General features: G+C 56.3%; 14 protein-coding genes. All 14 read left to right on the top strand.

What is annotated here, in order from left to right:
- Window positions 1–3: 3 nt before the first annotated feature.
- Window positions 4–408: a hypothetical protein gene (locus C5F71_RS02015; RefSeq protein ID WP_104910485.1), complete on the top strand. Its 405-nt coding sequence runs from the start codon at window positions 4–6 to the stop codon at window positions 406–408.
- On the top strand, window positions 405–851 hold the full coding sequence (locus tag C5F71_RS02010) for a phage tail assembly chaperone (RefSeq protein WP_099168852.1): 447 nt from the start codon (window positions 405–407) through the stop codon (window positions 849–851). The genes C5F71_RS02015 and C5F71_RS02010 overlap by 4 nt, the downstream gene beginning before the upstream one ends.
- Window positions 852–1,077: 226 nt before the next feature.
- Window positions 1,078–2,616, top strand: coding sequence for a phage tail tip lysozyme (locus C5F71_RS29040; RefSeq protein ID WP_256588083.1), 1,539 nt, complete (start codon window positions 1,078–1,080; stop codon window positions 2,614–2,616).
- The gene (locus C5F71_RS01990; protein WP_104910482.1) at window positions 2,613–3,233 is read left to right on the top strand and encodes a phage baseplate protein; all 621 of its coding nucleotides are present in this window, start codon (window positions 2,613–2,615) and stop codon (window positions 3,231–3,233) included. Before C5F71_RS29040 ends, C5F71_RS01990 begins: the two co-directional genes overlap by 4 nt.
- Complete coding sequence (locus C5F71_RS29610) at window positions 3,230–3,532, top strand: hypothetical protein (protein WP_104910481.1); 303 nt, start codon at window positions 3,230–3,232, stop codon at window positions 3,530–3,532. Before C5F71_RS01990 ends, C5F71_RS29610 begins: the two co-directional genes overlap by 4 nt.
- On the top strand, window positions 3,525–4,475 hold the full coding sequence (locus C5F71_RS01980) for a hypothetical protein (RefSeq protein ID WP_104910480.1): 951 nt from the start codon (window positions 3,525–3,527) through the stop codon (window positions 4,473–4,475). Before C5F71_RS29610 ends, C5F71_RS01980 begins: the two co-directional genes overlap by 8 nt.
- Entirely contained in the window at window positions 4,472–5,128 is a 657-nt protein-coding gene (locus tag C5F71_RS01975) for a Gp138 family membrane-puncturing spike protein (protein ID WP_104910479.1), read from the top strand. The genes C5F71_RS01980 and C5F71_RS01975 overlap by 4 nt, the downstream gene beginning before the upstream one ends.
- Complete coding sequence (locus C5F71_RS01970; RefSeq protein WP_092238887.1) at window positions 5,125–5,490, top strand: hypothetical protein; 366 nt, start codon at window positions 5,125–5,127, stop codon at window positions 5,488–5,490. The genes C5F71_RS01975 and C5F71_RS01970 overlap by 4 nt, the downstream gene beginning before the upstream one ends.
- Window positions 5,490–6,752, top strand: coding sequence for a baseplate J/gp47 family protein (locus C5F71_RS01965; protein ID WP_104910478.1), 1,263 nt, complete (start codon window positions 5,490–5,492; stop codon window positions 6,750–6,752). Before C5F71_RS01970 ends, C5F71_RS01965 begins: the two co-directional genes overlap by 1 nt.
- Window positions 6,753–6,754: 2 nt before the next feature.
- Complete coding sequence (locus C5F71_RS01960) at window positions 6,755–7,408, top strand: DUF2612 domain-containing protein (RefSeq protein WP_158682845.1); 654 nt, start codon at window positions 6,755–6,757, stop codon at window positions 7,406–7,408.
- A complete protein-coding gene (locus C5F71_RS01955; protein ID WP_104910476.1) occupies window positions 7,408–8,190 on the top strand; it encodes a phage tail protein in 783 nt (260 codons plus the stop codon). Before C5F71_RS01960 ends, C5F71_RS01955 begins: the two co-directional genes overlap by 1 nt.
- A 216-nt stretch (window positions 8,191–8,406) precedes the next feature.
- Window positions 8,407–8,856 (top strand): terminase small subunit, encoded by a 450-nt coding sequence (locus C5F71_RS01950; RefSeq protein ID WP_104910475.1) that lies wholly within the window; start codon window positions 8,407–8,409, stop codon window positions 8,854–8,856.
- Complete coding sequence (gene terL / locus C5F71_RS01945) at window positions 8,853–10,463, top strand: phage terminase large subunit (RefSeq protein WP_104910474.1); 1,611 nt, start codon at window positions 8,853–8,855, stop codon at window positions 10,461–10,463. The genes C5F71_RS01950 and terL overlap by 4 nt, the downstream gene beginning before the upstream one ends.
- Window positions 10,464–10,539: 76 nt before the next feature.
- Entirely contained in the window at window positions 10,540–12,525 is a 1,986-nt protein-coding gene (locus C5F71_RS01940) for a hypothetical protein (RefSeq protein ID WP_104910473.1), read from the top strand.
- Window positions 12,526–12,596: the final 71 nt, after the last annotated feature.

The raw sequence follows: 12,596 nt of genomic DNA, 5'->3' as shown, positions 1-12,596 counted from the left end.
CCCATGTCTGTAGCTGATCTTTCCGCAGAAAACACAATCATGGTCATCACTGGCGTCGGCGTGCTGGATGACTGGGGCCGCACTGATCCGCCATTCACAGTTGAGGTGATCGACGATCAGGCGAACTTGAGTCGAGGCCTGGGCGGCAACGCTGTGCGGTTCCATCGTAAAAACCCTGGACTTCGCGTGACCGCCAACCTTATGCCAGGTAGTCCTCAGGCCCTGGCCATGCAGGCGCTTATCTTGGCTCGAACCGAGATGTCAGGCTCCTATGCCTCAATTGCAGGCTTGGAGGGAGCGGTTTTCTCCGAGGGCGTGATTACCCGCGGCAAGTCGATGGCCCGCGGCGGCCCAGGTATGAATGACGCCACCTTCGTCATGGAATTCAACAAGGGCGTGATTGTATGAGTCAGGCTGAATCCTATATCCGGACCATTGAGCATGACGGGGTGACCTACCGTTTCGGCATGCCCAGCGCAGAGAAGCAGCGTGCGGTTCTGTTCCGCCTGGGCAAGTACGGCGTAGAGCCAATGATCAAGGGCCTGGCCCTGGCTGAACTGGGTAGCGCCTCTTCGTTCATCGTCGCCGGTGGAATCGTTGGTGCAATGCTCTCGCGTATGCCCGAGGACGACTTCAACTTCGTCTGCGACTCCATGCTGGGCAAGCTGTTCAAGGAAGGCAGCCAAACGCCACTGACCATGGAAGACTTTTCCGGCCGTCTGAAGACCTACTTCACGATCGTTGTGCTGGCCCTGGGAAATGCCTTCGAGGATTTTTCCGGACTCCTGACCCCCTTCCAGAAATCTACCGCTTCAGCCGAGGCGCCGGATTCGAGTCAGGAGAGCGCCTAAACCCGGCTGTCGATTGGGAGCTGTGGCGGCCATGCGTTGGAATACCCGGGCTTTGCCCGCCGCTGTGCAACTATAGCCAGCTCACGGACGGCACTCATTCACTGGGATGGGTAAAACGGGCCAATCTGGTCATGGACGAAATGATCTACGCCCGCCACCTGGGTGAAGCCAATCGACCGAAATAGCCCTGCACTCGCGGGGCTTTTGTTTTTCAAGGGGCTGAAATTTGAAAGTTCTAGAAAGCTTCTTGATCGCTCTCGGCATGAAGGTCGATGAAAAGTCATTCCAGAAGGCTGATGCGGCGTTTGGTGGATTGACCAAATCGGCCCTACAGCTTGGCGCCGTATTCGCTGGGAAACTGGCGATCGACAAGGTAGTGGGAGATTTCAAGCAGGCCGGCACAGAGCTGAACAACTTCAACAAGCTGACCGGGCTGAGCACTCAAAACGTGCAATCCCTCGGCCAGGCATTGAAGGCCCAGGGCGGCAGCGCCTCTGATGCCTTTTCTGCAATGAAGAAGATTCAAGACCTGATGGCATCGCCGATCACCGGTGATACAGGATGGTTTGGCGACGTGGCCAAGCTCGGGCTTAACCCTGACGTGATCATCGGCGCACAGAACACAGCGGACGCCCTGGCGGGTATTGCAGGCGAGTTCGAGCACATGAGCTCGCTCAACCAGCGACTGGCAGGCCAGGCCCTGGGGCTGGACGACTCTACCGTTCGCCTGCTGATGCGCGGCCGGGATGAGGTGGAGAAGCAGCTGGACTCGCGCGGCAAGCTTGCCCTTATGACGCAGAAGCAGATCGAGGACGCAGCCAGGCTCACACACGCCACCAGCGAGCTTGACCAGGTATTCACCGACATGGGCAACACCATCGCCGGCGAGCTTACCCCGGCTTTGGCGGAAATGGCCGAGGACTTCGTGGCCTTCTACCGCGACAACAAGGATTTGATCGATTCTGGCCTGAAGGAGTTCTTCGGTGGTCTGGCCGACAATATCGAGCTGGTTTCTGCGGCGCTGATCCTCATGGGTGGCGCGGGAGCGCTGAAAGGTCTGGCCGCGCTGCGTGCCGTGGTCGGCCTGGGCGCAGCAGGTGCAGGTGCTGGTGGTGCTGCGGCCGCCGGCGCGGGAGCCTCCATGCTCGGCGTGGCCGCCGGCGGCGCTGCCGCTCTTCTGTACTCCAGTAGCTTGAACAGCGGCGAAGACACTGAACTGCTGAACAACCGCCTGAAGAAGGGCGGCGGCGAGGCAGTTGGAGCGGTCGTCGACTACTTCATGGCGAAAGGATGGACCCAAGACCAGGCCGAGGGGATTGCCGCCAACATCGAGGCAGAAAGCGCCTTCAAGGCGAATGCCTCTGGCGATGGCGGTCAAGCTTACGGCCTGGCTCAGTGGCACCCAGACCGACAGGCTGAGTTCGCCAAGCAGTACGGCAAGGACATTCGCAATTCTACTGGCGCCGAGCAGCTTGAGTTCATCAATCACGAACTCACCCGCGGCAACGAGAAGTCGGCCGGAAACAAGCTGCGCGCCGCAACCAGCGCCTACGATGCCGCCTCGATCGTTTCTCGAGAGTACGAGCGGCCTGCAGATGCTGCGGGCGAGGCGTCCAGGCGTGGAGCAAGCGCTGCGGGATACACCGACAATCGCGTGTACCACATCAACGGCGCCGACACAGAGAAGGTCAAGCAGGTACTCAACGAACAAATGGGTCAGATGACCGAGCAGACCATGCAGGACTTCAAGAGCCCAGAACTATGAGCCTCATGAGCATCTTCACCAAGACACTGCCGAAGATCGGACCTCTTGAGTTCGACGCAAAGCTGGAAGGGATCGCCAGCAAGGCGATCACCTTGACCCAGTACCCAGTCGAGTTCGGCGCCAACACCAACGATCACGCGATCCTGATGCCGAACCGCTACCTACTGACTGGCGCTGTATCGAATAGCCCCCTCGGCCTCGGTCTGGATGACATTGGGATGATGGGCGCCGGAGCGCTGGCATCGGTTGTGGGTGGGGTTGGTGGAGCAGCTATCAGCGCTGTATCTGCCTACCTTTTGTCGGGCAGCGACGACACCAGGGCCTCCACGGCCTGGGCGTCCCTCACTGCGATCATGGAGGCCCGAGCCAAGTTCGACTTGGACACCGGGAAGGAGATCATGCGCGACATGATGATTATCCGCCTGGACGAGCGCACCCGACCCGAGAACGAGGACGGCCTTGTTTTCATCGCCGAGCTTCAGCAGGTCAGGATCGTGAAGTCTCTGCTCGGTCGCGGGGTCAATTCTGCTGATCAGCTCATGCAGAACGACACTGTTTCCACTCAAGGCGCGCCAATGGTAACCACGGGCGATGCCGCCGTAGAGGTCATCCAATGAGCCGGTATAGCGTTTCCGTGCAACCCCTGCCGGCTCAGACGTTGGTAGCCAGGCTCGGTAAGAACTCACTCACTATCGAACTGCAGTGGATGGTGAGGCTCGGGGTATTTCGGGTGAATATCCTCACAGCTCTTGGCGTGACCCTGACAAGTGGTAGGTTCCTCTTGCCGAACGTCGATCTTCTATCTGGACTTTACCCGCCGCCGGCGATCCATTACGGCTCCCTGTCTCTAGTGGGCAGCCTGGCTACGCCGGAGAACTTGGGCGTGGACAATACTTTGGTGTGGTCAGATGAATGATGAAATATTTCTGCGCAACTACCGGCTGAAGATTGGGCGAAGTACCGGGTCTAAGGTCTACGAAATGAGGCCCGGCGAGGAAAACCCCAGCGAAGATGGGCTCCGTATTACCTTCCAGGTCACACACTTCGCCGGCGGCGCCTTCAGCGTGGCCGAGATCACCATCTACAACGTTTCCCGGTACTCATCTCGGCAGATGCTTGGAGATGGATCCGCAGGGAAATATGAGTTCATTACCCTTGAGGCGGGCTATGACGGCCTATTTGGGTCGATCTTTGCCGGTCAGATAACGAACGTCCAGCTTCACCTTGAGGATGGCGGCGCTACCCGTGGGATTCGCTTCTTCTGCAAGTCCTCAGCCAAGGAGCGCGATCAAAACCTGATCAACCTCACTTTGGCGCCGGAAACTGATCCGGTCCAGATTATCGAGGAATGCGCCTCGGTATTCGGTGCCGAGATCCAGTTCTACGGGGATTTCTCGGAACTCAAGCGCCGGTCGCGTGGAACTGTCCTCCAGGGCAGCCCCACAGCCTGCATGAATGAGCTGGCCGAGACCTTCGCCTTCGACTGGATGGTCGAGAACGGCGCCATCAAGATCATCAAGCGCGACTTTGCGCTGGACAACCAGGTCTACGTCATCAGCTCCGGTACCGGAATGATCGGCTCGCCAGTGGTTAGCGACACCGAAGTAGGCATCCGCTACACGCTAAACCCCAAGATCAAGCTCGGCGACACCATCAAGCTTGAATCCATGGCCCCTCGCTTCGAGTTCTCCGGAGCTTTCTTCTACGACGTGCCGCGCACCATTGGCGAGGGCTACTACAAGGTCAACTCTTTGGTGTTCGCGGGCGACTCCCACGGTGACCAGTGGGAAAGCCAGATCAGCTGCCTACGCCTCAGCGCAGCGGCCCAGGCAGGAATTTCAGAAAGGGCAACCCGATGAGCGACCCGCTTTCTTCAAGAACGCAAGCTGAGTACTCCAAGATGCTGCGCGGGGTATTCGGTGAGTATCTCAAAGACAACATGCGCACCAGCGTGCCCGGGCACGTCCTGAGCTTCGATCCTGAAACTCAGATGGCAGAAGTACAGATCGGCCTGATGCTGGAAGACCGTCTGGGAACGCAACAGCCCCGCCGGCCAATCATCCACGTCCCCGTTCAGTTCTGGGGTGCTTCCGGCGGTACGCTGGAATGCCGGGTGGACAACGGCACTGAGGGCGTTCTGTTCTTCTCGCAAGAGTGCATCGACTCATGGGTCGACCAGGGTGGTGTAGCGGTCAAGTCAGAGCCTCGGCGCTTCTCGATCAACGATGCCTACTTCATCCCGGGAGTTCGATCAATCCCCGGAGCGATCAGTGACTTCTCAAATGATGGCATACGCCTGCGCAGCAACGATGGATCAGCTTATTTCTGGATCCACGACAACAAGGCTCTGGAGATTGGCGGCGTTTCGCTCAACGTGAAGTGTCCAGCCAACTTTGAACAGGCCGTCACCACTGCGACCACGATCCATAACCAGGGTGTGAACATCGGCAGAACGCACACCCATAACGGTGTTCAGTCAGGAAGCGGGAACTCTGGAGTAGTGAACCCATGACGGTACGAAAACTGGACGCCGCCGGCGACCTTGCGCTGGGCCCGCAGGAATTCCTTACAGGCTACACCGCCGAGGAAGTCGCGCAGAACGTGGTTACCCGACTCAAGTTCTTCCTGGGTGAATGGTTTCTTGATACCACTGACGGCACTGACTGGTTCGGCAGCGTGCTGGGCAAGGGGTCCGTTCTGGCGTCTCGCGAGTCAGTGATTCGTCGTCGCATCCTATTAACACCTGGTTGTGCGGGAATGACGGCCTTCAGCCTCACCACGGACATTGCCACGCGCGAGCTCAACGTCACCGCGTCAATCGTCAGCACTTCAGGCGATAACGCAGAAATCAATTTTGTTCAGGCGATCGTCTAATGGCTCAAATAACAGATCAAGGAATCACCGGACGCTCGCTGAATGAGTACCTGGGCGATCTTAAGGAAAAGACGCTTGCGATCGATCCAGAATGGAATATCGATGCGGATAGTCCGGACGGGCAGCGCATCGGGATCGAAGCCGAGATACTGGCAAACCTGGATGAGGCCGTAGTCGCCGCTTATCGCAGCAAAGATCCTGACAGCGCTACAGGGGAGGCATTGCGTGATATCGGCAAGATATCAGGGGTTCCCATTCGGGATGCAACGTACTCGATTGCGCCCGTCACTCTTTCAGGTCAATCAGGGTCGGCAATCCCTGCTGGCTCTCAGATCAGGAGCCGTATCGATAACACGCTATGGCTTACCACGGCATCTATCGTCATTGGCATTAGTCAGACAGGAACCGGTTTTGCTACCTGCTCTACCCCTGGCCGGATTTTGGCCTCGCCTGGCGAGCTGACCATCATTGGTACGCCTATCGGTGGTTGGTCATCCGTCACCAATGGAGAGGCGGCGCCTGGAGAGAACGCAGAGAGCGATGAAGACTTTCGAATCCGTCGAACCAACGCAGTTTCCAGGGCCGGCAGCAACATGCGGGACAACATGGAGGCCAACATCGCTAGCGTCACTGGCGTCACTGACGTAAAGGTCCTGGAGAACAGCAGCGACTCTCCTTTCGACGTTGACGGAGTTCCCTATACCGGGATTGCCGTGATTGTTAACGGCGGCTCAGACGCCGACATCGGTCTGGCCATGTATCAGAAGCACAACCCAGGCACGCCAATGCTCCCGCGCTACAGTGCCAAGACCGACACCTGGATTGATGCCCCTGGAGCGAATGGAGTCAAGGTGGACGTTGTATCGCCCGTTACCGGCAATAAAGCTGTAATGACCTTTCAGCGAGTTACAGGGTTGCCGATCTTCGTGGCTATTTCCATTCAGAAAGAAGGCGACCTTCCTAGCGATATCGAAACCCAGATCAAGAACGCTATTGTCGCTGACTCAACGCGAAGCCTGTTCAACGGTGAAACCACCACAGGCTTCAACAAAGGCGGTTATGACATTGGTGAAAAGGTAGTCCCAGGCCGTCTGTACACCCCGGTGAACAAGATTCTCGGGAAGTACGGCGATAGCTACGTGACGCCGCCACTTACTATTGGCCTGAGCGCCGGCGCCCAGGGCCTTACGCCGATTCAGCCGACAATCGCGCAGATCGCCACTTTTGATGCCGACAATATCGCGGTTACGGTGATTCCATGAGAATGAATCATGTTGAAAGAGCCGAGTCGAGAATCATCAACGAGTATCGCGATAAGAGCCGAATGGTTCGGTGGCTGACAATCACTCCAGAGATCGCAAATCAACATCTCGAAGCGCCATTGGATGTGATCTACGGCAGCTATGACGTGGATACGGTCTCGGGCGAAATGCTTGACGTGATAGGGAGAATTGTTGGGGTTGACCGTCCGATTCTACGGGGAGCCGAGTTTGATGTTTTCGGGTATGCCGGCAATGACAGTTATACCAATTACAACATCGCTCCCTATATCGGCGATGGGGAAGCCTTTGATGCCCCGCTGAATAACGATCTCTACCGAAAGCTGATAAAGGCAAAGATTGCCAGAAACATAAGCGACGGAACCGCTGACAGCATTATCCAGCTGCTGGAAATCATCATCGATACAAAGGTAACTGCCCTGGTAGATAACGGCGATAAGTCGTTCGATATTGGCGTAGCAACCCAGCTGGATAACACCACGCTCTACCTCATCCAAAATTTCGATCTGGTCCCGAGGCCGCAGGGCACAAGAATCGGCCAGGTGTTCGTTCTTCCAGTAAACATCACCGAAATTGAGCATGCGTCAGGGCGCATCTACGAGTACGGAAACTTTACTCTTCCCGGAGATTTAGCCTAATGCCAAGACAGCCTTTCAATACGCGCTGGGCGCAAGGTGTTGAGTCAGAAGACAACCTGAACACCTTCAAAGACCCTGGGTCAGTACGCATCAGCACTGGCTGGGAGGGCGGACAAGACAAGGATGCCCCACCTGCAGGGCACGAAAACTATTGGCACAACCGCGTTGACTCTGCTTTGCAGGGCTTGGAGCGGATGGGCGTCATGCCGTTCCACCATCAGGCGGTTTATTCCGCTGGTGCACCAACTTATGCATCAGATGGCAACTATTACGAAAGCATTGCCTCGGGGAATACCGGGAATGACCCTGTAAGCACTTCCGGGTTCTGGAGGTTTGTCGGCTCATCGTTCTTTTCAGGGGCGGACCCAGGCGACCTGAAAACGGTGGCTCACAACAATCCACCGTCAGCTGGGTGGCTGAAGTGCAACGGAGCCGTAGTACTTCGTGCTTCTTACCCGCGTCTTTTTGATCAAATCGGGACAACCTGGAACACCGGCGGTGAGAGCTCCCTACAGTTTCGACTTCCTGATTTTCGCGGGGAGTTTCTTCGCGTCTTTGACGATGGAAAAGGAGTTGACCCATCCAGGGTTTTTGGATCATTCCAGAGTTTCGAGGTTCAGGCTCACTCACATGGCAACGTGCCATTGAGAGTGAATGACATCGACAGGGGGATGGGCAATGCAAGCCTTTTCTCCATAGATGACATTGGCTTGACCGGAACCACTGGTGGATCTGAAACGCGCCCAAGAAACAAAACCGTGAACTGCTGGATTAGATACTGATGGCTACTCAACCAAGAGATTCACAAAAGATCGTCTACCAGACCGACTCCGACCAATTCTATGTCGGCGAAACAGTGGCAGACCCAGACCCTCAAAACCCGGGCCACTGGCTTCTGCCGGCCGGCTGCGTAGAAATGAAACCACCACCTTTTACCGGTAGCAATCGCCCTCAATGGGCCGGCTACAAGTGGAAGATAACCAGTATGTAGGTGAAGCATGGAACGTAAGCGCAAGCGCCACTTCAGCGACAAGATGGAAAAGTTCTGTCTTGCCTATGTCGAGACGGCCAACGCCGCTGAGTCCTACCGCCGCTCCTACAACACCGCCAGCATGGCCGAGAAGACCATCCAAAGGGAGGGGTGGAACGTCTTGCAGAAGGCGCAAGTTCAGGCCCGGCTTGCCGAGCTAAGGGAAGATGTAATGGACAGGCACCAGATCACAGTCGACACCTTGTTGGCCGAGCTTGAAGAGGCTCGAGCCGCTGCACTTGGAGCTGAAACCCCGCAAACATCTGCCGCCGTAAGCGCCACCATGGGCAAGGCAAAGCTGTTGGGCCTGGACAAGAAGATCGTTGAAATCACCGGAAAGAATGGCGGCGACATCAAGACCACTTCCACGGTCACGGTGTCTGAAAAGGTCATGAACTCAATTATTGACCGCCTATGAGTGACCTGCTCGATTGGGATTCAATGAGCAGCGAAGAAAAGCAAGCAGCAAAGTTAGTAAGCGAACACTCGCCGCTTGCCTTCATGCGCGTCTGGTTTCAACTCAACCAAGGAATGAAGTTCCTCTGTAACTGGCACCACCGCTACATGGACCACACGGCCCGCCAGGTCTTGTCTGGTCAACTCAAGAACGTCGTTTTCAACATGCCCCCTGGCGGCACCAAGACTGAATACTGGTCTATCCACCTGCCGGCCTACGTGATGACCAGGTTCGAGCGTACGCGAAACCTCAGTGTTTCCTACTCGAAGTCACTGGTCGAAGAGAACTCAAACCGCATCAAGTCGATAATAACCAGCTCTGAATATCAGGATTTGTGGCCCTGCGACCTCGGCAAGGCCGATGTGGCCAACTGGATCATCACCGACCAGGACGGCCGCAACAAACACCAGATATTCAGCCGCTCCACTGGGGGCCAGATCACCGGTGTTCGTGGCGGTTACATATCCAAGGGCTTTACAGGGTTCGTCAACTTGGACGACCCAGAGAAGGCCGACAGTGCGTTCAGCGCGACTATGCGCGCCAAGGCCCAGCGCATTGTCACCAATACCCTGCGCAGTCGAAGGGCCTCACCAGATACCCCTGTCATCTGCACCCAGCAACGCCTGCACACGGACGATGTGTCTGGATTCCTGCTCAAGGGCGGCATGGGTCTGGACTTCGCGCACATCAAGGTTCCGGCACTGGTAACGCGGGATTACATCGCTAGCTTGCCTGCGGAGATCCGTGAACACGCCGAGCGTGACGTTTTCGGAGGTCCGTCCATCGTCCGTGGCGGCGTTGAGTACTGGTCCTACTGGCCAGCCAAGGAGTCCGTTACTGACCTCATGGCGTTGTGGGATCGAGACCCATACACAATGGTCAGCCAGTACCAGCAAGAGCCCGTGGCACTGACTGGCGGCATGATCGATGCCGACTGGTTTAAGACATACGAGCAGTTGCCGTTTCTGGTTTGGCGCGGCGTGTACGCAGACACCGCACAGAAAACCGGCGAGCAGCACGACTTTTCCGTCTTCAATCACTGCGGCCTGGGCGTCGACGGAAACCTCTACTTAATCGATGTGCATCGCGGCAAATGGGACGCTGGAGATCTTGAAGCGGAAGCGCTGCGAGTGTGGCAAAAGTGGAAGGACTGGGACCCGTTCCGCCCGGCGGCCCTTCGCTACATGCGCGTCGAGGACAAATCTTCTGGCACCGGACTGATCCAGACCATCAGTAAGAAGGGCGCGATACCGATCGAGCCTCAGCCTCGTGGGCCGGCGGCGAACAAGGTAACTCGGTGCATGGACACGGTGCCATGGCTAAAGTCCGGTCGAGTGTTCGTGCCAGCGATCTATGACGATCAAGGCCGAAAGATAGAGCACGTCAAGGACCACCGCGGTGAGATTGTTGCTTCCACGGACTGGGTAACACCATTCCTCACCGAAGCATCGGCCTTCACTGCTGACGACACCCACGACTTCGACGACCAAGTGGACACCCTGTTCGACGCGGTCGCCGACATGCTCATCAGTAACAACGGCGACTTCTTCTCCGGCAACTGGCTTTAACCCCAACCCCTGACACGCCCCAACTTTCGTTGGCCGAACCCGGCTGCGCTCATTAAACACGCCCCAAGGAAACGACATGACTGACCAGGCTCAGCGTCTTGAGATCGCCACAGTTCGCGCGGAGATCGGCAGCAACATCACCTACCGATTCAATAATGACGCAATTGATGCAGGCGGAATCCCAACCGAATCGGGTGATATCAAAAACCTGAAGCTGATTATCAAGGAGATTGAAGATAAGGCCAGCGTATCCACCTCGATCTATACGACAGTCGCGGCAGGCCTGGCTGCTACATCTGAGGGCGGCATGTTTCTTGTGCAGTCCGATGAAGACGATGAGGTCTACGTCGTATGGAGAAAGGTCGGTGGTGTCGCGGTGGACACCGGTAAGCGCGCTCTCTCGTCTCAGGCGGCAGAAGATGCTGTTAACGCGGCCCAGGACAGCGCAGACGCAGCAGAAGCATCTGCCCTGGCTGCCCATGAATCTGCGATCAATAGTGCGCGCGCAGTCGACAGCATTGCTGCTCTTAAGGCGCTGGACTCCTCAAACATCCAGCGAGCTACTGTGATTGGCTATTACGCCAAGGGCGATGGAGGCGGCGGTGTCTATTACGCAGACCTGACTGATACCACTACGGCCGACAACGGCGGCACAGTGATCGTGGCCGCCGATGGAGCCCGCTGGAAGTTGGCGACTACCGATGTGGTCGATATCCGGCAGTTTGGCGCCAGAAATGGATCGGCCACTTCTTCCAGCCCTCAAGCCCAAAAGGCATTCGACGACGGCGGGACCAAGAGCGCCGCCGATGGCGTGTACCTGCTGGGCTCTACCGTCTCGTATGACCATTCAGCGGTGGACTTTCCGCACACTGGTGAGCCATCTAAGCGCCTGACATTCCTCGGAAACTCCCTTGGCAACACGATATTTGAGGTTGCGCCCGGAGTCCCTATTGGGTTTCAACTCAAAGGCGGTATTTCTGCGGGAAGCCAGGGCGGATGGGGGTACAGCCGATTCGGGAACCTTTCGATTATCGGTAAGGCGCGGAGCATGGTGCCGGCTGAGCGCATCGGTGCAGGGATTGATCATAAGTCGCTTGGCTACGATCACCTGTCGAACATCTCCGTTCAGCACATGGATACTGGTTTCAGCATTCGCGACTGCCTTAGTGACGAGTACACCAATCTATACGCACGCGAGAACAACATAGGTCTTGCTGTAGCCAGGTCAGTAGTGGGTGGCACGCTACCTAATGCGATGATCTTTTCGAAGATAGTGGCTACTGGAAATAGTACCACTGGCGTTTACTTTGATCTTATGGGCGCCGGTAACTCTTGGACTGGTGGCAGCATCGAGGGGAACGGAACACCAGGTAGCTCTAGCTCGTTTGGCTTCAAGGCGAACCTTCTCGGGGATAACGGCCTAGCCTGTCTCGATATGAGCTCTGGATACTTTGAAAGTAACGCTGGCGTATCCGATCTCGACCTGGACAACGTTGGTACTGCTCCAGTTCTGGTAATCGTACGTAATACTCAATTCCACCGACTTTCTAACGCTCATTTTACTACTTGCAACATTCGCCTTCGGTCTTCGGGCGGTGGTTCGCTTACCCTTATCCTTCAGGGCTGCGGATTTGTAAGTGGTGGAGACTATGTTCCAAGCCCAACTCGACCTTTTATTGATTCAGGTGCTAACTGCAAGGTCGTTGGGTGGGACACTTGCACGACGAATGAAGTGGTATCTGTAGGGAATGGTTTCAACTCGGCAGCAAGCGCAATAGTAAGCGGCTCTGCTACTGGAGCCGGAACGATTATAAATGCACCATTCAATACATTCCTCACCAGAATCAACCCTGGGGAATATAAAATGTCTACGCCAAATGGCTACGCCAGCACAACGGATGGCTATATTCCTACCGTGGTGCCAATAGGTCTTGTAGCCGACGTTCGTCTTGCCTATATCACAAGGAACAGCGCCAATGAGTTCCAGTTTGCATTCAGGGGGCCGACGACGACCCCATATCAAGATAGTGATTTTATGTTCACGGTCACCAAGGCTAGGTAACTCATAGGGGAGTTTTCGGATACATTATAGAGGCGCACCAGATTGTGCTGCGCTTCTCAACCCTATTTACT

Origin of the sequence: Pseudomonas sp. LG1D9 (genome assembly GCF_002949995.1) — a bacterium.
GTDB classification, from domain to species: domain Bacteria; phylum Pseudomonadota; class Gammaproteobacteria; order Pseudomonadales; family Pseudomonadaceae; genus Aquipseudomonas; species Aquipseudomonas proteolytica.
This window is presented reverse-complemented; position numbering and strand designations above follow the sequence as displayed.